Source organism: Sphingobacterium sp. B29, assembly GCF_001952815.1.
In the GTDB taxonomy this organism is placed as follows: Bacteria; Bacteroidota; Bacteroidia; order Sphingobacteriales; family Sphingobacteriaceae; genus Sphingobacterium; species Sphingobacterium siyangense.
Genome location: NZ_CP019158.1, coordinates 4,775,926 through 4,797,325, shown reverse-complemented (window position 1 = coordinate 4,797,325; position 21,400 = coordinate 4,775,926). Strand labels below are relative to the sequence as shown.

At 43.3% G+C, this 21,400-nt stretch carries 16 protein-coding genes; 15 read left to right on the top strand and 1 reads right to left on the bottom strand.

Features of this window, described 5'->3' with window-relative positions; translation table 11 throughout:
- The first annotated feature begins 9 nt into the window (after positions 1 to 9).
- The 14 genes from fsa to BV902_RS20600 all read left to right on the top strand — a co-directional run bounded on the left by fsa (position 10) and on the right by BV902_RS20600 (position 18,883).
- Entirely contained in the window at positions 10 to 678 is a 669-nt protein-coding gene (gene fsa, locus BV902_RS20660) for a fructose-6-phosphate aldolase (protein ID WP_075993561.1), read from the top strand.
- A gap of 7 nt (positions 679 to 685) precedes the next feature.
- Positions 686 to 1,543 (top strand): transketolase, encoded by an 858-nt coding sequence (locus BV902_RS20655; RefSeq protein ID WP_198385951.1) that lies wholly within the window; start codon positions 686 to 688, stop codon positions 1,541 to 1,543.
- Between the two features lie 28 nt (positions 1,544 to 1,571).
- Positions 1,572 to 2,534, top strand: a complete 963-nt coding sequence (locus tag BV902_RS20650; protein WP_075993559.1) for a transketolase family protein — start codon at positions 1,572 to 1,574, stop codon at positions 2,532 to 2,534.
- Positions 2,535 to 2,604: 70 nt separating this feature from the next.
- Positions 2,605 to 3,438 carry an alpha/beta hydrolase gene (locus BV902_RS20645; RefSeq protein WP_075993558.1) on the top strand — a complete coding sequence of 278 codons (834 nt, stop codon included), beginning with the start codon at positions 2,605 to 2,607 and terminating at the stop codon, positions 3,436 to 3,438.
- 120 nt (positions 3,439 to 3,558) lie between these two features.
- A complete protein-coding gene (locus tag BV902_RS20640; RefSeq protein ID WP_075993557.1) occupies positions 3,559 to 6,015 on the top strand; it encodes a glycoside hydrolase family 95 protein in 2,457 nt (818 codons plus the stop codon).
- Between the two features lie 28 nt (positions 6,016 to 6,043).
- Positions 6,044 to 7,603, top strand: a complete 1,560-nt coding sequence (locus BV902_RS20635; RefSeq protein ID WP_237241757.1) for a glycoside hydrolase family 43 protein — start codon at positions 6,044 to 6,046, stop codon at positions 7,601 to 7,603.
- 6 nt (positions 7,604 to 7,609) lie between these two features.
- Positions 7,610 to 8,986: a glycoside hydrolase family 43 protein gene (locus tag BV902_RS20630; protein ID WP_075993556.1), complete on the top strand. Its 1,377-nt coding sequence runs from the start codon at positions 7,610 to 7,612 to the stop codon at positions 8,984 to 8,986.
- Positions 8,987 to 8,997: 11 nt separating this feature from the next.
- Complete coding sequence (locus BV902_RS20625) at positions 8,998 to 10,902, top strand: sialate O-acetylesterase (RefSeq protein ID WP_075993555.1); 1,905 nt, start codon at positions 8,998 to 9,000, stop codon at positions 10,900 to 10,902.
- Positions 10,903 to 10,983: 81 nt separating this feature from the next.
- Complete coding sequence (locus BV902_RS20620) at positions 10,984 to 12,552, top strand: hypothetical protein (protein WP_216640382.1); 1,569 nt, start codon at positions 10,984 to 10,986, stop codon at positions 12,550 to 12,552.
- Positions 12,479 to 13,084, top strand: a complete 606-nt coding sequence (locus tag BV902_RS27810; RefSeq protein ID WP_216640381.1) for a hypothetical protein — start codon at positions 12,479 to 12,481, stop codon at positions 13,082 to 13,084. The genes BV902_RS20620 and BV902_RS27810 overlap by 74 nt, the downstream gene beginning before the upstream one ends.
- A gap of 169 nt (positions 13,085 to 13,253) precedes the next feature.
- Complete coding sequence (locus BV902_RS20615) at positions 13,254 to 14,666, top strand: MFS transporter (RefSeq protein ID WP_075993554.1); 1,413 nt, start codon at positions 13,254 to 13,256, stop codon at positions 14,664 to 14,666.
- 13 nt (positions 14,667 to 14,679) lie between these two features.
- On the top strand, positions 14,680 to 15,831 hold the full coding sequence (locus BV902_RS20610; RefSeq protein ID WP_075993553.1) for an endo-1,4-beta-xylanase: 1,152 nt from the start codon (positions 14,680 to 14,682) through the stop codon (positions 15,829 to 15,831).
- 5 nt (positions 15,832 to 15,836) lie between these two features.
- Entirely contained in the window at positions 15,837 to 16,808 is a 972-nt protein-coding gene (locus BV902_RS20605) for a glycoside hydrolase family 43 protein (RefSeq protein ID WP_075993552.1), read from the top strand.
- A 23-nt stretch (positions 16,809 to 16,831) separates the two neighbouring features.
- On the top strand, positions 16,832 to 18,883 hold the full coding sequence (locus BV902_RS20600) for an alpha-glucuronidase (RefSeq protein WP_208734207.1): 2,052 nt from the start codon (positions 16,832 to 16,834) through the stop codon (positions 18,881 to 18,883).
- 44 nt (positions 18,884 to 18,927) lie between these two features.
- Here the strand turns inward: BV902_RS20600 and BV902_RS20595 are convergent, their stop codons facing one another.
- Positions 18,928 to 19,791: a helix-turn-helix transcriptional regulator gene (locus BV902_RS20595; protein ID WP_075993550.1), complete on the bottom strand. Its 864-nt coding sequence runs from the start codon at positions 19,789 to 19,791 to the stop codon at positions 18,928 to 18,930.
- A gap of 514 nt (positions 19,792 to 20,305) precedes the next feature.
- On the opposite strand from BV902_RS20595, the gene BV902_RS20590 reads away from it, so the two are divergent.
- A complete protein-coding gene (locus BV902_RS20590; protein ID WP_075993549.1) occupies positions 20,306 to 21,322 on the top strand; it encodes a zinc-binding alcohol dehydrogenase family protein in 1,017 nt (338 codons plus the stop codon).
- Positions 21,323 to 21,400 lie beyond the last annotated feature (78 nt).

Here is a 21,400-nt window from a genome sequence, read left to right as displayed (position 1 = left end):
CTAAAAAAAATGAAATTTTTTATCGACACGGCAAGTCTCAGTGAGATTCGTATGGCTCAAAATTTAGGTGTGCTGGATGGTGTAACGACCAATCCTTCGCTGATGGCCAAAGAGGGGATTACAGGAACTGCTCCTGTACATGCGCACTATAAAGCTATCTGTGCTATTGTAGACGGCGATGTAAGTGCTGAAGTGATTTCAACTGATTTTAACGCGATGATTGAGGAAGGTTTGCTCTTGGCGGCCTTAGACAATAAGATTGTTGTTAAAGTTCCGATGACTGAAGACGGCATTAAAGCAATTAAATATTTTAGTGCAAAACAAATTAAAACCAATTGCACGCTGGTCTTTTCTGCCGGGCAGGCACTTTTGGCCGCCAAAGCCGGGGCAACCTATGTATCGCCCTTTGTCGGTAGGCTCGATGATATCTCTGTCGATGGGCTGGCCTTGATCCGCGAAATTCGGACGATCTACGATAATTATGCTTTCCCTACCCAGATTCTTGCGGCTTCGGTACGTCATAGTGCGCATATCCTTGGCTGCGCCAAGATCGGTGCGGATGTGATGACTGGACCTTTACAGGCGATATTTTCCCTCTTAAAACATCCGTTGACGGACAGTGGCCTTGCTCAATTTTTAGCTGATCATAAACGCGTTGCCGCACAAAGTAACAATTGAGATGGTCATGACAAGACATAGTATCCATAATTTAGAAGCGATTGTTAAGCAAGTCCGAAGGGATATACTCCGTATGGTGCATGGTTGCCAGTCGGGGCATCCGGGAGGATCGTTGGGCTGCACCGAATTGTTGGTCTGCTTATACTTTGAATTGATGCAGCGAAACGATCAGTTTGATTTGAATGGCCTCGGGGAAGACCTGTTTTTCCTTTCCAATGGTCATATCTCTCCGGTATTTTATAGTGTGTTGGCGCGAGCAGGTTATTTTCCAATCGATGAACTTGCCACCTTCAGAAAACTCAATTCAAGACTGCAGGGACATCCGACTACGCATGAAGGACTGCCAGGTATCCGTGTCGCTTCGGGATCCTTGGGGCAAGGTCTTTCTGTCGCTATTGGTGCTGCTCAAGCCAAAAAATTAAATCAAGATAACCGCATGGTTTATGTGCTTATGGGCGATGGCGAATTGCAGGAAGGGCAGGTATGGGAAGCGGCCATGTATGCAGCTCACAACGAAATGGACAATTTGATTGCTATTGTAGATTACAATGGTGCGCAGATTGATGGGGCTACCAATGATGTCCTTTCGCTGGGCGACCTACCCCGCAAATGGATGGCATTTGGCTGGAAGGTTATAGAGGTTATGCGCGGTAATGACATTGGTTCTGTGATTTCAGGACTTCGAAAGGCGCAAGCTTCGACCGGAACTAAAATGCCTGTAATGGTGTTGCTACATACCGAAATGGGAAATGGAGTTGATTTTATGATGGGCTCACATAAATGGCATGGCATAGCGCCCAGTGATGAACAACTAGCTGTGGCCTTAAACCAGAATGCAGAAACATTGGGTGATTATATCGCCTAATCGTAGGACGATTTTGAAATAGATTAACATGAAAAAATATACATATACAGAATCAAAAGACACACGTTCTGGATTTGGTGCCGGTTTGCTGGAAGCAGGAAAGGATGATGAAAATGTGGTTGCACTCTGTGCAGACCTGATCGGTTCGCTCAAAATGAACGATTTCATCAAGGCCTTTCCGGAACGTTTTTTTCAGATCGGCATTGCCGAAGCAAATATGATGGGTATTGCAGCTGGACTTACCATCGGTGGAAAAATACCTTTTACAGGTACATTTGCTAATTTTTCCACAGGACGGGTATACGATCAGATTCGTCAATCTATTGCCTATTCGGATAAAAATGTGAAAATAGCGGCTTCGCATGCCGGCCTTACGTTGGGTGAAGATGGGGCGACCCATCAGATATTGGAAGATATTGGATTGATGAAAATGCTTCCAGGGATGACGGTTATCAATCCTTGCGATTATAATCAGACGAAGGCTGCAACGCTAGCTGCTGCCAAACACAAGGGGCCAGTCTACCTGCGGTTTGGACGACCCGTGGTGCCGGTTTTCACCCCGGAAGATCAGGAATTTGTGATCGGCGAAGCAGTGATGCTCAATCCGGGTACAACTGTGACTATTTTGGCAACTGGACATCTCGTCTGGGAAGCCATATGTGCCGGCGAAGAATTGGAAACATTAGGTATTGATGCCGAAATCATTAATATCCATACCATCAAACCTCTAGATGAGAAAGCCGTACTGACTTCTGTCGCTAAAACGGGCTGTGTTGTTACAGCCGAAGAGCATAATCGTATCGGTGGACTAGGAGATAGTGTAGCGCAACTGTTGGCAAAACAATTGCCTACTCCGCAGGAATATGTGGCTGTAAACGACAGCTTCGGTGAATCGGGACCGCCAAGTGCGCTGATGGATAAATATGGCTTAAACGCCGATGCTATTGTAGCTGCGGTATTAAGAGTACTCAAAAGGAAAGTGGTGATTTAGTTGAAATTGGGCTGTTGTCCCGTCATGGGTGATAGCCTCGCTATCTATTTGCTATTAAACCAATTATAATATGAAAAAGATGATCTGCACCATGTTGTGCGTTTTTTCCGCCAGCCTAGTGGCCCAGGCGCAGCAGACTGCCCCACAGGGATTTGATGTTGAACGAAAATTGACATCAACTGGGAAAATAGATTCCCTTGTTTATCCTTCAAAAACTGTAGGAGTTAAGAGGAAAGCGCTGATATATACCCCGCCGGGATACAGTGCAGCAAAAAAATACCCCGTATTATATCTCTTGCACGGAATTGGCGGTGATGAACGGGAATGGTTCAGACATGGAAACCCGCAGGTCATTTTCGATAACCTGTATGCGGAAGGAAAAATGGAACCCATGTTGGTGATTATGCCCAATGGCCGTGCCATGGAAGATGACCGTGCTGGTGGAAATGTGATGGCCCCCGATCGGGTAGCGGCGTTTTCAACTTTTGAAAAAGATTTGCTCGATGACCTGATTCCATTTGTTGAAAAGCAGTTTCCCGTTATCAAGGATCGCGAGCACCGCGCGATTTTTGGATTGTCTATGGGTGGTGGACAGGCCCTGAATTTTGGACTTGGCCATATCGATACTTTTGCCTGGGTGGGGGGCTTTTCCTCTGCGCCCAATACCAAGATGCCACAGGAATTACTGCCTGTTCCAAAAGAAGCTAAAGATAAACTAAAACTGCTGTGGATCTCCTGTGGTGACCAGGATGGTTTGCTCAATATCAGTAAGCGCACACATGAGTACCTTTCGGAACATGGGGTGCCTCATATTTACTACCTGGAGTCTGGTGGGCATGATTTTAATGTATGGAGAAATGATCTCTATAATGTTTCGCAATTGCTATTTAAGGATAAGAAATAAAGACTTTACTAATTTGATCATAGCAATAAATCCTTCGACGGTTTGCCTTGGCCGTTCTTAAAATGAGTTTGTTAGTCCTGATGATTAATTCCGAAACTGCAAAAAATACTATCAAGAAAAATGATTGAAAAATTTATTTGGAAGTACATAAGCCTATTCATTGCGATCTTGTCACTGCATACTACATTGTTGTTTGCCCAAAAGCGATCGGCATTGACCCTATGGTATGATCGGCCTGCAGACGAAAAGGTATGGGAACAAGCTTTACCGCTTGGAAATGGTCGGTTGGGCGCGATGGTTTATGGAATTCCATCTTGTGAGCGTATGCAGCTTAATGAGGTAACAATTTGGGCGGGAGGTCCTTATCGCAACGATAATAAGAAAGGCGGCGCGGCATTAAAAACTATTCAGAATTATATATTCGATGGGAAACCAGCTGAAGCCGATAAGCTTGCAAATGAAACCTTCTTCACCAAGACACATGGCATGCCCTATCAAACGGCAGGAAATATTCTGCTTCGATTCCCTGGGCATGAACGGTACCGGCACTATTATCGCGAACTGGATATTGAACGGGCAGTTGCGTTGTCGCGTTATACAGTAGATGGGGTAACATTTACTAGAGAAGTTTTCACTTCGTTTGCTGATGATGCCATTGTTATGAAAATAAAGTCGAGCAAGAAGGGGAAACTCAATTTCACATTAACTTATGAGAATGAGTCGAAGCATACTATTTACAAAAACGGTGATAAGCTTATTTTAGAAGGACGAGGATCCGATCACGAGGGTATTAAAGGGCAGGTTGTTTATCAGATTCATACGGGAGTAAAGCATACCGATGGACAGCTTGTTGTGAAAGAGGAATCGATTGATATAAAAGATGCAAGTTCCGTTTGTCTTTATATTTCAATTGCGAGTAATTTTCAAAATTATAAACAACTGGGAGCTGATCCCTATAAGCTGGCTGCAGAAAGATTGCAAAAGGCAATGGACAAAGACTATCAGCAGGCTTCACACCAGCATACCCTTGCTTACAGCAGACAGTTTAATCGATTCCAGCTGCATTTGGGGGATGCCAATAGCGAACAACAGTTGCCGCTGTCCGCGCGTATTGCAGACTTTGCCCGTACACAGGATCCGGCCTTAGTGACCTTGTTGGCTCAATTTGGGCGCTATTTGCTCATCTGCTCATCACAAGCGGGTGGCCAGCCTGCTAATCTACAAGGAATCTGGAACCGATCCATGCAACCAGCATGGGACAGTAAATATACAATCAATATAAATACCGAAATGAACTATTGGCCTGCAGAGGTCACCAATCTTTCCAGTACGCTTCAGCCGTTATTTTCCATGATCAAAGAACTCAGTGAACGTGGTGAAGAAACCGCGAAGACATTGTACCATGCCCGTGGCTGGGTGGCCCATCACAATACCGATATCTGGCGCGTGACGAGTCCGATTGATTTTGCGGCTGCCGGAATGTGGCCAAGTGGGGGGCTGTGGTTGTCCCAACATCTTTGGGAGCATTATCTTTTTACGGGAGATAAAGAGTTTTTGAGGCAACTTTACCCGGTTATGAAGGGAGCTTGCGACTTTCTTTTGTCTGCGCTTGTCGTGCATCGTGGTTATCCAGCTGAAAAATGGCTCGTCCTGAGTCCCTCAATTTCGCCCGAGCAAGGGCCACTTGCGGCAGGCGTGACCATGGATAATCAGCTATGCTACGACATGCTTACCCGTACCGCTTTGGCGGCGGAAGCGCTCGATATTGATGCAATGTATAGGGATACATTGCTGGCAACGGCACGGCGGATCCCACCAATGCATATCGGTCGATTTAATCAGTTACAAGAATGGCTGGAAGATGTGGATGATCCTCAAAATCAACACCGGCATGTATCCCATTTATACGGATTGTTTCCAGGTAGTCAAATTTCACCGTTCCGCACGCCTAAATTGTTTGAGGCTGCACGTAATTCATTGATATATCGAGGTGATTTTGCGACGGGATGGTCAATTGGATGGAAAATAAATTTATGGGCCCGTTTATTGGATGGAAACCATGCCTACGAAATTATAAAGAAAATGCTGAGCATTTCCGATGAAAACCATCCCGATGGACGTACCTATCCAAATCTTTTTACGGCACATCCTCCATTTCAGATTGACGGTAATTTTGGCTTAACAGCGGGTATTGCGGAGATGCTGGTCCAAAGCCACGATGGCGCTGTGCATCTGCTGCCAGCGATTCCCGATCAATGGAAAGAGGGTTGGGTAAAGGGTATCAAGGCGCGCGGTGGATTTGAAATTGAAATGCAATGGAAAAAAGGGAAGATAAAGGAGGTAATGGTCTTTTCACCTTTAGGCGGTAATTTGCGGCTACGGACAGCTTCGCCATTGAAAGGATCTGAACTTCAAATCGCAAAAGGCGATCAGACTAATACCCTTTTAGCTCCTGTAATAACACCAGTAAGTATTCAATCTGCAGATTCACAGCTGAAAGGAATTGAATTACCAAGCTATTATGAATACGATGTACAAACCTTGCCTGGAAAACATTATACTTTTAAGGCTTACTAAATTAATGCGACTAATGAATCCTGTCAATATGTTAAGAATGAAAATCGGCGCTTTTGTCTTCTCCTTAATGATCCCGTTTTTGGGAGCATTGGCGCAGCAAGCCCATAATCCAATCATCTTTGCTGACGTGCCCGATATGTCCATGATACGCGTCGGTGATACCTATTATATGAGCAGTACGACCATGCACATGAACCCCGGTGTCCCGATTATGAAGTCCAAAGACCTGGTCAATTGGACGTTGATTAATTATGCGTACGATCGTCTTGGCGATCAGGATGAACTCAATCTGTCAAACCATAAAAATGCGTATGGGCACGGCTCCTGGGCAAGCAGTTTGCGCTTTCATGATGGGCGGTACTATGTCAGTACATTTTCGGCCAATACAGGAAAAACGCATGTCTACCACACAGCAGATATTGAACATGGCCCCTGGGTTTCGAAAGAATTTCAGCCGATGATGCACGATCATAGCTTATTCTTTGACGGGGGGAAAATATATATGATCTGGGGTGGGGGACGTATCTATATTGCTGAATTATTGCCTGATTTTTCAGGTGTTAAAGCAGGAACACAACGCGTATTGATAGACGATGCCTCTTTACCCGCCAAGCCTAAAGAAGGCAAAGCCGGTTTACCTGCTGAAGGATCCCAAATGTTTAAGATCAATGGTATGTATTATCTTTTTAATATTTCATGGCCAGCGGGAGGAATGCGCACGGTGATTGTACATCGGGCGAGCCAATTGGAAGGTCCGTATGAGGGGAAAGTGGTTTTGCAGGATCAGGGTGTGGCACAGGGAGGTCTCATTGATATGCCGAACGGAAAATGGTATGCTTATCTTTTTCAGGATTATGGTGCTGTAGGCCGAATTCCGTTTTTGGTTCCTGTCAAATGGGAAGATGGATGGCCAGTGCTTGGTATTGACGGAAAAGTCCCGGCCACATTGGATCTTCCCGCAAATAAAAGCTTAAGCCCCGGAATTGTTGACTCGGATGATTTTGACCGGAAAGCCGGACAAGCCGCCCTTCCCCTGGCATGGCAATGGAACCATAACCCAGTTGTTGATCTTTGGTCAGTGACCGAACGCAGTGGCTTTTTAAGACTGCGAACCGGCGACCTTACTGATGACTTTCTTTCAGCTAAGAATACATTGACGCAACGCACCATCGGCCCGAGCTGCAGCGCCGCTATTGCTGTAGAGGTTTCTAACATGAAAGATGGTGATTTTGCAGGAATATCGCTATTGCAAAAAAACTATGGTTTAGTAGGCGTCCGGATGGAAGGAAATACAAAATCGTTGGTAATGATTAATGCGATGACGGGGGCGCCACAAGAACTAGCGAAGATCAATCTCAAACAGCAGCGTATATTTCTTAAAGCAAACTGCGATTTTTCAAACAAAAAAGATACGGCCCAATTTTTTTATAGTACCGATGGACACCATTGGAAGATGATAGGTAACGTGCTAAAAATGAGTTACACCATCCCTCATTTTATGGGGTATCGGTTCGGACTTTTTAACTATGCGAGTAAAGAGGCTGGTGGCTACGTAGATTTTGATTACTTCCATTTAACCATAAATTAAGATGATATGAGAAAACAATTTTTTACGTTATTTCTGTTTGGATTCCAATTCCTGTTTTTGCCTTCAATAAATACGTTAAAAGCACAAAATCCGATCGTACAGACATCCTATACGGCGGATCCGGCACCATTAGTGTATAATAACCGTCTTTATCTTTATACCACGCAGGATGAAGAAGAATCCACCTGGTTTAATATGAACAATTGGCGGGTGTATTCAACCAATGACATGGTGAACTGGACCGACCATGGTGCGATTCTCTCTTATACAGATTTTGAATGGGCAAAAGGGGATGCTTGGGCGGCGCAATGTGTTGAAAAGAATGGTGAATTTTATCTATATGTGCCTGTTATTTCTAAACTCAACAATCGTGGTGCGATCGGTGTTGCAGTTGCTGATAGTCCGTTGGGACCTTTTCATGATCCCTTGGGAAAACCATTACTACAGAGTGAATGGGGCGATATCGATCCGACTGTGTTTATTGATGACGATGGTGAGGCACATATGTACTGGGGGAATCCTCAGCTGAAATATGTCAGGCTGAATGAAGATATGATCTCTTATGCGGGTGATATCGTTGAGGTTCCGATGACAGCAGCATCATTTGGAAAAAGAGCGGGAGATCCGAAACGACCTACAACCTACGAGGAAGGTCCCTGGTTGTACAAAAGAAACAGCTTGTATTATCTTTTTTGGCCGGGAGGCCCTTTACCTGAATTTATTGGGTATTCGACCAGCAAAAAAGCCGAAGGACCCTGGAAGTATGGTGGTGTAGTCATGCCAGCCGAAGGAAAAGCATTTACAAACCATCCTGGTGTTGTCGATTTTAAAGGGAAGACCTATTTCTTTTATCACAATGGAGCTTTACCCGGCGGGGGAGGTTTCACGCGCTCAGTTGCTGTTCAGGAATTAAACTTTAATCCAGACGGCAGTATCCCGCCGATGAAAATGACTGCAGGAATTACTCAGGGGGTAGCAAACGTAAACCCTTACGAACTTCATCAGGCCGAAATGATTGCTTGGTCCGAGCACGTTAAATCCTATCAGCATGAAAAAGTAGGTGTTTTTATAAAGGCAAGGAAAGATGGAGCTTATACCTGTGTGAAAAATGTTGACTTTGGTGAGAAAGGTGCCCGCACTTTTTTTGCACGGGTGGGAACAACACATAACGGTGGAGTCAGCATGGAGGTTCGTTCGGGAGCGATCGACGGGGCTTTATTAGCTACCATACAAGTTCCTATGACAGGGGGCGATGACCGGTGGACTACAGTGGAGACCGTACTAGCCGATAAAGTGAAAGGAATACACGATTTATACTTTGTTTTTAAAGGCAAGGCTCCGTCGAATATTCTGTTTTTCGATTGTTGGAAATTTGGAAGGTAATGTGGTAGAATATGTTTTTTAGAATAGAAAATGTCTTTTGGTTTTCATCTTTTTTTAGTCGTCTAACGCTGGTTACTGTTTGGCTTCTCGGACTACTACCATGTGCTGCCAGTGTACGCTTGCCAGCAGTCCTGGGGGACCAGATGGTTCTACAGCGGGATATCGATCTCAATATTTGGGGATGGGCAGCGAAAGGCGAAAAGATTACTCTTCGTTTTAGAGGTGCATACTATTATACAGAAGCAGGGCGGGATGGTAAGTGGTCTGTGCATATCCCGCCACAGCATTACGGTGGTCCTTATCTCATGGAGATCAATGACATTGTTATTCGGGATGTGTTAATTGGCGATGTCTGGCTCTGTTCGGGGCAGTCGAATATGGAGACACCGATTAAGCGGCTTGTGGAACGTTTTCCTGAAATAAATGAGTCGAATAATCATATGATCCGTTATTTCAAGGTGCCGACACAAAATAGTCTAGTGGATAGGCAGGAAGATATACCTTCTGGTGAACGATGGCATTCGGGAATCGCCTCTGATGTTATGAATTGGACGGCATTGGCCTATTTTTATGCTATGGAGTCCTATCGGCATAATGGTATTCCTGTCGGAATGATCGTATCTAGTCTCGGCGGATCAGGAATAGAGCGCTGGATTGATCAGAAATATCTGAAAAAGTTTCCTGAATTGTTGCTAGACCAACATGCTGTCGATAGCCTTCGGTTGGCCGAAAGAGATCTGGGAGCGGATTATTGGACGGAAGAAGAATATAACGATTCGGATTGGCCAACGGTGCTGGTGCCTGGATACTGGGAAAAAGCGCAGCGAACTACTAAAGGGGTACGTTATTACCGTAAGAATTTCACTGTTCCGGAAGCTAAAGAAGGGCGGCATGCTAAGTTGTATTTGGGGACTTTGATCGATAGCGATTCGGTGTATGTCAATGGTCATTTTGTAGGTTCTACTGCCTACCGTTACCCGCCACGGATTTACGATATTCCTGCAGGGATACTTCATGCAGGAAGAAATAATTTAACCGTGCGCCTGCGATCGGATGGAGGGGATGGCGGATTTACACCCGATAAATCCTATAAGATTAGATTGGACGATGTATGTATTGATCTTGCAGGCGAATGGCGTTGGCAAATTGCGATCGACCAGGAAGAAGTTGAAAAGTATAAAAGCCGCCTGCGGCATTTGGGGCAGGTTGGTTCGGGCCTGTATAACGGAATGATCTATCCATTGCGCGGCTATGGAATAAAAGGTGTTCTCTGGTATCAAGGGGAAGCAAATGCGGTTGATCCATCCTATTATCAAAGCTATCTTACTCGTTTGATCAGTAATTGGCGCGCGCAATTTGGTCAGCCTCAGCTTCCTTTTTTGATGGTGCAGCTGCCCAATTTTATGGCCAAAGATACGGTACCGGCGGAGTCTAACTGGGCAAGGATCAGGGAGGCTCAATTTGAGGTTAGCAAAGAGGTTCCTTTAACAGCGCTCGCCGTGACTTATGATCTTGGTGAGTGGAATGATATACATCCGCTAAATAAGAAGGATATGGCAAAGCGATTATTTCTATGCGCGCGTAAGATGTTGTATGGTGAACAGGTAGTCGCCTCCGGCCCACGGTTTAAACATATGCGGACCGATGGAAATCAAGTTGTCGTTTCATTCAACGAAATTGGAAAGGGACTGGCTATCGGTCATGGTAAAAAATTGCAACATTTTGCGATTGCAGGTTCAGACCGAAAATTTGTATGGGCGAATGCAATTATACGTGGGAATGAGGTTGTATTGAGTCATCCAAAGATCAGCAATCCACAGGCAGTCCGCTATGCATGGAGCAATAATCCCGAAGATGCAAATCTAGTCAACAAGGAAGGAATGCTAGCTGTGCCATTTCGTACCGATAATTGGTAGCATGAGTAGTTCGAAGCAAAAAAATCAATTGAATAGTATAAAATATAATTCAGCAATTTAAGTAATTAATATAATCAATTTATGAAGGGACTAAATATTGTCTTAAAAAAACGGACAATGGTATTGTTATTATCCGTTACGGGAATTTTATCAACAACACGGGCGTTGGGGCAGCAGCAAAATATGGTGAAGGATCTCAGTAAGGGGTTTGTGCACCAGTCTATAGGTAATCCATACCTACCACTTTGGGAGCATCTCCCTGATGGTGAACCCCGTGTTTTTGAAGATCCTGACCAGCCAGGAAAATATCGCGCATATATCATTGGTTCCCATGATTTACGTTTTACGAGTTATTGTGGGCCTGACATTCGGATGTGGTCAGCGCCGATTGAAAACTTAACGAGCTGGCGAGACGAGGGTGCTATTTTTAGCTATCCGATTGATGGAAAATGGGATGTAATGTATGCCCCAGATCTTGTAGAGGTCAAACGTAAAGATGGAAAAAAAGAATACTACTTGTTTCCGCACAGCAGAGGAGATAAACGTGAAGCAATGGTAGTCAAAGGCGATCGACCGAATGGCCCCTTTAAACCTATAAACCTCACGGAAGACGGCAAACGTACTTTGCCCGGAAGTATCTTAGGGTTTGATCCGGCCATTTACATTGAATATGTGACGGATCCCAAAGATCCTGATTATGAAATTGGATTCCGGGCATACGGTTTTTGGGGGTTTCAACGCTCGATGGCGGCACAGTTAGATCAGAAAACGATGTATTCGCTACGACCAGGTACCGAAATTATTAATTATCTATTGCCAGCAAGTGCACGATATGGTGAATTGCGTGATCCAAAAGGTACCGCGTATCCTAATATTTTTGAGGGGGAGGATTTAGGAACTTTTAATTTTTTTGAAGCTTCATCAATTCGTAAAGTCGGCAACAAGTATGTTTCGGTATACAGCGGCTATTCGGGTCCTGAATATGGGGTAGGAAGCTCAAATTCAACCTTGCGGTATGCGGTGGCGGATTCACCATTGGGGCCCTGGAAGAGTGGTGGTGTTTTGGTCGATTCGCGTGCTCCAGTATTAAATAAAGACGGATCGGCTATCGAAACCAGCAATGCGGGGCATAATACCCATGGCAGTATCGAACTGATCAATGGACAATGGTACGTATTTTACCATAGACCGCCACGCGGATTTGGCTTTGCACGGCAGGCGGTAGTGGAACCTATCAAAGTTTCGTGGGATGAAAAAAGCGTAAAAGATGGTGGGATGGTTTCTATCCGTGCTTTTGACCCATTTCAAGAAAATTTAACCATCAAAGATAAGCAGGGAAAAGAATATAAAGGCGCAGAGGTGACATCGGAAGGATTCCATTTCTATGGATTAGACCCCTATCGGTATTACTCGGCTGGATATGCCTGTTATCTTTCAGATATCAGTTTACAACAGGATTCATGGGACGTATGGGATAACCATATGCCTGTGACAAATATGAAAAATGGAACTATCGCAGGTTTTAAATATTTTGGTTTTGGAGGCCTAAAACAGGATAAATTTGGATTAAAGGCGTTTGAGGGAACAAAAAAAAGGAAATCGTACGACCTTCAATCTGTTTATTACACCAAAAACACAAGCTTCATTTAAAGTTAACGTGTGGCTGGATGGCCCTTGGGATAACGAAACCTGGAAAGGAAAGCGTATTGCTCAAATAACAGTTCCTGCAAATACCGCGACAACAGTAAAGCAATTTACGGTCGATGTTTCTAATTATGTCGATCACTTGGATGGCAAACATGCCTTGTTTCTGGTCGCTGAGGGTGAAGAGGGCAAGCCACTTTTTGATTTTATAGGATTGGGATTTAGTTCGAAAGACAAAAAAATTGAACGTCCGGTACCGCCTTCGGTTACGATTACAGTGAATGGAAAAAAACTAATGTTGCCTTCGATTCCTGTGCGATCTACCGATGAGAACGGCATCGTTGGTTACAACCATTATGAAGTTACTTTTCCAATGGAAACCAACGACAAGAAGATTCCTGTGGTGAAGGCTATGGCAAATAACCCTGAAGTTGAAATCAAAGTTAAACAAGGCAGCTCGGTGACTGGTTACGCACAGGTCGATTGTGTTTACAAAGGACAAACCAAAAGCTATCTTGTAAAGTATGTAAAGAATTGAACCGTTAGCCGGTAAGCGGTTTTACAAACATGTGGAAAAAGGCTGTCCAATGGAAATGGACAGCCTTTTTTAAACATTTTTATTGGAATATAAAACATTTGTATTGGTTCCCGGTAGAAAGCTACTTGTAGTTTTACCCTTGTAATCAACTAATCGAATAACCAATTATATGGATCAAAGTATAACAGAGGTAAAGCCTATTAAAGGTTTTTACAAACTTTCAATGAAACAACGGGTGGGGTTTGGCGCTGGTGATCTTGCACAGAATCTTATTTACCAGACTGTTTCGATGTACCTCCTGATTTTTTATACCAATGTTTATGGAATTTCTGCTGCTTCGGCAGGAGTCATGTTTCTCATTGTTCGAATTGTGGATGTGCTGTGGGATCCCATTGTAGGTGCATTTGTCGATAAGAGAAATCCCCGGATGGGAAAGTACAGATCCTATTTGGTGCTGGGAGGAATTCCATTGACAGGGTTTGCAATTCTGTGTTTTTGGAATGGCTTTTCGGGTTCTTTGGCCTACGCTTATATTACATATGTTGGCCTTTCAATGCTTTATACTTTAGTGAATGTTCCCTATGGTGCTTTAAATGCCTCCTTGACGAGGGATACGGACGAGGTGACAAAACTAACATCGACGCGCATGTTTATGGCGAACGTGGGCGGGCTGGCTGTTGGGTATGGTGTACCGCTGGTCGTACAATATCTCGCTCCGGATGGAAAGATAAACTCAAAAGATTCGGCCGAAGCCTGGTTTACAACGATGCTGATCTATGCTTTAGTCGGATTGGCCCTTCTGATTTTTTGTTTCTCACAAACAAAAGAACGGGTTATTATGGATGAAAAGGATACGGATAATGTACGCGTATCTGATCTATGGCGAGAATTTAAGCACAATCGGCCTTTGCGTATTTTGGCCTTTTTTTTCATTACAGCATTTGCGATGATGGCCATCGGTAATTCGGCAGGATCCTACTACATGATCTATAATGTACATGCTCCGGATATGCTGCCTTATTTTATGGCTCTGGGCTCCCTGCCTGCTTTTATTTTTATGCCATTGGTGCCGGCTATCAAACGTGCAATAGGAAAGAAGCAAATGTTTTATGTTTTTCTGAGTATCGCTATCCTTGGAATGCTCATGTTGTACATAATTTCATCCAACGAGACACTCAAGAATAATATTGGACTGGTATTGGCTGCTCAGTTTATTAAGTCAACGGGTGTAATCGTCGCTACGGGGTATATGTGGGCTCTTGTGCCTGAGGTCATATCTTATGGTGAATATAAAACCGGTAAGCGTATTTCGGGTATTGTCAATGCATTGACAGGTATTTTTTATAAGGCTGGAATGGCACTAGGAGGTGTAGTGCCGGGTTTGGTACTAGCCTATGTTGAATTTGATAAAGATAATGCCGTAAGACAATCTGCATTGGCTGAAAAGGGAATTCTATGGTTGGTGGCTGTTATTCCTGCAGTACTTTTGGTTCTCGCGATGTATGTTATCTCCAAATACGAGCTGGATGATATAACGATCGACAAAATCAACCAAGATATAGAATCAAGACATACTTATTAATCAAAAATAAACCATGAAGATGTTAAAAACTATTGTTGTGGCGGTAGCAGCCTTACTATTTGGTCCTGCTGCTTCAGCCACTTTGCAGAACCTGAAGCGGGCTCCTGATTCATTGACCTTGAAAGATGCATTTGAGGGTAAATTTTTTATAGGAACAGCATTAAACCTTGATCAGATATGGGAGCGCGATCAGGCAGCGGTCGCGGTGGTCAAAACGCAGTTCAACTCCATAGTTGCCGAGAATTGTATGAAAAGTATGTTTTTGCAACCAAGGGAAGGTGAGTTCGATTTTAAAGATGCGGACCGCTTTGTCGCATTTGGAGAAAAAAATAAAATGCAAATTATCGGTCACACGCTGATTTGGCATTCGCAGACACCAGCTTGGTTTTTTGTCGATAAAAATGGGAAAGAAGTCACCCGAGAGGTACTTATCGAACGCATGCGGAAGCATATACAAACCGTTGTTTCCCGTTATAAAGGAAGGGTATTTGGTTGGGATGTGGTGAATGAGGCCATATTGGATAATGGAGAATGGCGTAAAAGCAAATTCTACCAGATCATCGGGCCGCAGTTCATTGAGTTGGCCTTCAAATTTGCGCATGAGGCAGATCCAAATGCAGAATTATATTATAACGATTATTCAACTGCTATCCCCGAAAAAAGAAAGGGTATTATGCGTATGGTGCAACAGGTAAAGGCTGCCGGTGGGCAGGTCACTGGAATTGGTATGCAGGAACATAATGCATTGGACAATCCATCGGTCGATGAAGTCGAAAAAACCATACTCGGATTTGCAGGCCTTGGTGCGAAGGTAATGGTGACGGAAATGGATATTTCGGTCCTACCGCATGTACGTCCCAATATGGGAGCGGAAATAGGGGAGCGTCATGCCTACAGTAAAGCGATGAATCCGTACGAAAAAGGACTTCCTGCAGCGAAAATGAATGAGTTGGGAGCGAGATATGTAGCTTTTTTTAATTTATATCTCAAACATCGGGATAAAATATCACGTGTGACATTGTGGGGTGTTGGCGATGGAGACTCATGGAAGAATGGCTGGCCTATTCCGGGACGGACAGACTATCCGTTGTTATTTGACCGGAATTATCAGCCCAAACCTTTTGTAAAGGATATTATTGCGTTGACTCAAAAAAAAAAGAAATAAGAAAAATGAACAAAAGTAAGTATTTATATCCCGGAGATTACATGGCTGATCCTTCAGCACATGTTTTTGAAAACAAAATTTATATTTATCCCTCTCACGATAGGGAAAGCGGCATCCCCGAAAATGATAACGGCGACCATTTTGATATGCAGGATTACCATGTATTTTCCCTAGAAGATATCAATGCGGAGGTTGTTGATCATGGAAAGGTATTGGATGTAAAAAACATTCCCTGGGCCGGTCGTCAGCTTTGGGATTCCGATGTAGCCGAGAAAGATGGGAAGTACTATATGTATTTCTCCATGAAAGACAAAAACGATATTTTTAGACTGGGTGTCGCTATGGCAGACCAACCCTATGGACCATTTGTGCCGCAGGATAATCCAATTAAGGGAAGCTACAGTATTGATCCATGTGCTTTTAAAGATACAGATGGTTCCTATTATTTATATTTTGGTGGTATATGGGGTGGACAGCTCCAATTTTATCGGAATAATAAGATTGTTTCGCCTAATGAATTGCCAAAATCTGATGAAACTGCATTGTCGCCTAAGGTTGTCAAGATGTCTGCTGGTATGCTGGAGTTTTCGGAACAGCCGCGGGATCTAGTTATTTTAGATAAAGAGGGCAAACCATTAAAGCATGGGGATACGGAAAAGCGATTTTTTGAAGCTTCCTGGATGCATAAATATCAAGGTAAGTATTATTTTTCCTATTCTACAGGCGACAGCCATTTGATTTGTTATGCCATCGGAGACAATCCTTATGGACCATTTACTTATCAAGGGGTGATCTTATCGCCTGTTGTTGGTTGGACCACACACCACAGCATCGTGGAATTCAAGGGCAAGTGGTACCTATTTTATCACGACTCGGTTCCATCTGGAGGAAAGACCTGGCTCAGAAGCATGAAAGTTATTGAGTTGACGTATGATGAGAATGGTCATATTAAGCCAATAGATGGATTGTCTTCTTAAAAGATGTATTAGTTTTTTTACGGATGAGGTATACTATGTATTTCCATTTCTTATTGTTGGCGTTGCTTTTTATTTTCCCCGCTACTTTAAGGTCGGAGGATGGTAGCCAATTGTGGCTGCGGTTTTCAAAACAGGTAAAACCTGTAGGCACCATCCAGGTTATCAAAGGAAAATCAACCGATGTAACCTTGGCACTGGCAAAACAGGAACTGGAATGTTACTGGAAGGGAGGGGATGTCATCTTAAAATTAGATCCTAGCCGAAAGGATTTAAAAGACGGCTATCAAATTAGCCAACACGAAAATCAGGTTTATATGATTGCAGGCCAATCTGTGGGTATATTATATGCTGTTTATCATTTATTACGTCTTCAGGAAACGGGAGCAGGGATACCCCGCTCGGGATTCGTTGAAATACCTGTCTATGATATCAGGGTTTTAAACCACTGGGATAATCTCGACGGGACAATAGAACGCGGCTATGCCGGGCATTCATTATGGAACTGGGAGGAGTTGCCGAATAAACTTTCACCCCGATATGAACAATATGGACGAGCCAATGCTTCAATAGGAATTAATGCGACGGTATTGAATAACGTGAATGCTTCGTCGGATCTCTTGAAGACGGATTATCTGAAAAAGGTTAAAGCATTGGCGGATGTCTTTCGTAAATATGGCATTAAAGTATATGTGTCAATCAATTTTTCCTCACCCCAAAATATAGGCGGTTTAACCAATTCAGATCCCTTAAATCAGGAAGTTAAGCGCTGGTGGAAATCCAAAGTCAAAGAAATTTATGCATTAGTTCCGGATTTCGGTGGATTTTTGGTTAAAGCAAATTCTGAAGGACAACCTGGACCGCAAGATTACGGAAGAACCCATGCGGATGGGGCTAATATGCTTGCCGATGCATTAAGTCCTTATGGTGGTACAGTGTTTTGGCGGGCTTTTGTCTATCATCCGACTAAAGATGACCGTGCCAAACAGGCTTATCAAGAGTTTGTTCCTCTTGATGGCCAGTTTCGGGACAATGTTATTCTTCAAGTAAAAAATGGGCCTATAGATTTTCAGCCCCGAGAGCCATTCAATCCACTGTTGGGTGCGATGCCAAATACAGCAAAGATGCTCGAATTTCAATTGACACAGGAATATCTAGGCTTTTCTAATCATTTGGTCTATTTGGCTCCTTTGTTTAAGGAAGTATTGGATAGTGATACCTATGCCAATGGGAAAGGGCAAACGGTGTCAAAATTGACCGACAGTAGGGGGCATTTGGGACGTAAAACTGCAATCGCTGCTGTCGCCAATATTGGTTTGGATACCAATTGGACGGGGCATCATTTTGCCCAAGCCAACTGGTATGCCTTTGGTCGTTTGGCTTGGAACAATAACCTGTCGTCGGTTCAGATAGCGGATGAGTGGATAAGAATGACTTTTACGGGAGTCCAGGAGTTTGTAGAACCTATAAAGAAGCTGATGCTTGAATCACGGGAGGCAGCAGTCGATTATATGATGCCTTTAGGCCTGCATCACCTTTTTGCTTTTGAGCATCATTACGGCCCAGAACCTTGGGGAGATATTCCGGGGGGACGTCCAGACTGGATGCCATGGTATTACCATAATGCGGATAGCGTGGGATTGGGCTTTGACCGAACGGTTAATGGAAGTCGTGCTGTAACACAATATAATCCACCATTGGACAAGATTTATGGGAATATATCCACCTGTCCGGAAAATCTTTTATTGTGGTTTCATCATGTTTCCTGGAATTATCGAATGAATAGCGGCAATACGCTTTGGACCGAATTATGTTTCCGTTATGACCACGGTGTCCAAAAAGTGAGGGAGTTTCAAAAAGTTTGGGATCGTATGGAAAAATATATTGATCGACCACGTTTTTTGGCTGTTCAAGCTAAACTGAGAATCCAAGCTAGAGATGCAGTTTGGTGGAAAGATGCTTGTCTACAGTACTTTCAGTGTTTTTCGCGTCAGCCGATTCCTTACGAGTTGGAGCGACCAATACATAATTTGGAGGAGTTAAAGAAAATTAAGCTGCCGATGGGGCATCATAATTAGCAAAAAAAGCAACGTCTTCAAGATCTTATTCATAATGGGTTGCTTTATCTGCTTATTCGACGTTTATAAATCGTAGGTGTTTCGCCCGTTATTTTTTTAAAGAGTCTGTTGAAATAAGATATATTTTCAAAGCCCAATTTAAAGCACAGCTGTTGGATATTGTCTTCATCGATTAACATCATCAACTGTGCTTTTTCTATTTTTTTTTGATTGATGTAATGTACCGGTGTGGCATTCATGTGTTTTTTGAAAAGTCGGATCAGATGATCTTTGGAGATAAAAATCAGATTGGCAAGTTGTTCGATTGAAATCGTATGATGGATATTTTCGTCTATGTAATCGAGTACACGCAGAAGTCGTTTTTCTACTTGCGGTATTTTGTTGGTCGCTTCTGCTAGAAATCGGCTCATCAACAAATGAATGATCGCTTGGTTTTCGGAGGCTCTGGCGAAAGGCGAAGCCGTCTGAAGTGCCATGTTTTTCATTAATTCTGATGAATTATCGTAGCCCTTTGGATCGTAAATTTTTAACTCACGACCTGGATTCGAGGCATAGAGATGCTGGATGACAGTCTCCAATAGCTGATCAGATTTGATCTCCTTTGGAAAAGTGTAACGATCAAAAATACTTGACCTAATTTCGGGATTTTCATAGATATGGATGTAATAGAGCGAGAGTTTAGCAGAACAGGCATAGCTATGATGGATATAGGCTGGTGTAAGATAGAGATGGCCGGGTCGAAGTTTAATGATTTCATCCTTTAAAATAATAGATGCCTCACCTTCACATACATAATGTATTCTTGCAAAGGGACTCTTAATATTTTGAAAGTTCCAATCTGCCAGATGTTCCGCATAGCCAATATTCAATAGTGTAAAATCGAGTTTATTCTTTTCGTTATTTATCATTATGCGAAGCGGAAAAATAGTTACATACTATATTAATCTCAGATACAATAATACTCGTTTTCTCTAAAAAAAAATAGCACTTTTTACCTACAGTTGTCGATAATGTGTTTTTTTTTGCGCAATCAACGCATCTCTGAGATCGTTTTATGTTTTTTTTTTAGGATTATTCCGAGCGTTTTGTTTTTTGTGAAGGCTATGGTTTCATAACAGCTTTACTAGTAGCTGAACTTATCTGAGCAATATTTTTTTAGCATCAAGCAATTTGTCTGATCGTTAATAACCTTCCTTTATTTGGTACTTTTGAAAGAGAGGTTTTGTGATATATATGGGGATGGATCGATATCGTGTTAGTTTTTATCGCTAATGTAGTTCCTTTCTCCATTCTATATAATTATTTTTGACTATACGATAATAGTAAAGATTCCAAAACAGGAAATCTCATCAATTCCGATATGAGCTTTGGTACAATTCATAATCAACGCAATTGTTATTTAAATCTTGATGCCATTTATAAATGAAAGCAATAAAAATAGTGAAAGAGGGACGTGTGGAAATCATGGATATTCCGCAACCGACTGTTAAGGATGGACATGTCCTCGTAAAGGTAGACTATGTTGGATTCTGCGGTTCAGATCTGAATACCTTTCGGGGGTTGAATCCATTGGTCAATTTGCCGGTCATACCAGGGCATGAAATTGGGGCAACGGTCGTGGAATTGGGGACTAATGTGACAACTGATCTTAAGGTTGGTACAAAAGTTACCGTAAATCCGTATTCCAACTGTGGTGTTTGTACCGCATGTAAGAATAATAGGCCCAACGCTTGCCGTTACAACGAGACTATGGGTGTACAGCGCGATGGCGCCATGACCGAATATCTTGTCTTACCTGTTGAAAAGATCATCGCTGGGGGACAGCTTTCATCCAAAGAATTGGCTCTTGTGGAACCTATGAGTGTGGGCTTCCACGCCGTTGACCGAGCATCGGTAACAGACAGCGATATTGTATTGGTATTTGGATGTGGTATGATCGGAGTGGGGGCGATCATTCGGTCAGCATTACGGGGAGCTACAGTCATTGCTGTCGATGTGAGTACTGAAAAGCTCGAACTAGCGAAAAAACTAGGTGCAAAGTATACGATTAATAGCGCTACGGAAGATCTGCTTGCGAGGTTGGATGTGTTGACTCAGTCCATGGGAGCTGATGTTGTTATAGAAGCCGTTGGCCGAAAGGAAACATACCTGGCGGCCATTGCTGCCGCTGCATATACAGGCAGAGTGCTGTATATCGGGTATGCAAAGGAAGCGATTCCTTTTGATACACAGTTTTTTGTCAAAAAGGAACTGGATATCAGCGGGTCGCGCAATGCCACGGCAAAGGATTTTGCTGCGGTAATGAATTACTTGAAAATGAAAACCTGCCCGATCGAAGAACTGATAACGGCTATTTATCGGGCGGAGGATGCACAATTGGCCTTGGAATCATGGTTGAATGATCCCGGACGTGTTTTTAGGCTACTGATCGCGTTTTGACCGAAGCGGCTTTGGTTTTGTGAAAGATCGAATTGAGGGGAGGGTAACTATAAAATATCTTGCTGTTAAATGAAGGAT

Excerpts from the sequence above, each read along its gene's own strand:
- fsa (WP_075993561.1), top strand. The coding sequence starts at position 10 with ATGAAATTTTTTATCGACACGGCAAGTCTCAGTGAGATTCGTATGGCT.
- BV902_RS20655 (WP_198385951.1), top strand. The coding sequence starts at position 686 with ATGACAAGACATAGTATCCATAATTTAGAAGCGATTGTTAAGCAAGTC.
- BV902_RS20650 (WP_075993559.1), top strand. The coding sequence starts at position 1,572 with ATGAAAAAATATACATATACAGAATCAAAAGACACACGTTCTGGATTT.
- BV902_RS20645 (WP_075993558.1), top strand. The coding sequence starts at position 2,605 with ATGAAAAAGATGATCTGCACCATGTTGTGCGTTTTTTCCGCCAGCCTA.
- BV902_RS20640 (WP_075993557.1), top strand. The coding sequence starts at position 3,559 with ATGATTGAAAAATTTATTTGGAAGTACATAAGCCTATTCATTGCGATC.
- BV902_RS20635 (WP_237241757.1), top strand. The coding sequence starts at position 6,044 with ATGTTAAGAATGAAAATCGGCGCTTTTGTCTTCTCCTTAATGATCCCG.
- BV902_RS20630 (WP_075993556.1), top strand. The coding sequence starts at position 7,610 with ATGAGAAAACAATTTTTTACGTTATTTCTGTTTGGATTCCAATTCCTG.
- BV902_RS20625 (WP_075993555.1), top strand. The coding sequence starts at position 8,998 with ATGTTTTTTAGAATAGAAAATGTCTTTTGGTTTTCATCTTTTTTTAGT.
- BV902_RS20620 (WP_216640382.1), top strand. The coding sequence starts at position 10,984 with ATGAAGGGACTAAATATTGTCTTAAAAAAACGGACAATGGTATTGTTA.
- BV902_RS20615 (WP_075993554.1), top strand. The coding sequence starts at position 13,254 with ATGGATCAAAGTATAACAGAGGTAAAGCCTATTAAAGGTTTTTACAAA.
- BV902_RS20610 (WP_075993553.1), top strand. The coding sequence starts at position 14,680 with ATGAAGATGTTAAAAACTATTGTTGTGGCGGTAGCAGCCTTACTATTT.
- BV902_RS20605 (WP_075993552.1), top strand. The coding sequence starts at position 15,837 with ATGAACAAAAGTAAGTATTTATATCCCGGAGATTACATGGCTGATCCT.
- BV902_RS20600 (WP_208734207.1), top strand. The coding sequence starts at position 16,832 with ATGAGGTATACTATGTATTTCCATTTCTTATTGTTGGCGTTGCTTTTT.
- BV902_RS20595 (WP_075993550.1), bottom strand. The coding sequence starts at position 19,791 with ATGATAAATAACGAAAAGAATAAACTCGATTTTACACTATTGAATATT.
- BV902_RS20590 (WP_075993549.1), top strand. The coding sequence starts at position 20,306 with ATGAAAGCAATAAAAATAGTGAAAGAGGGACGTGTGGAAATCATGGAT.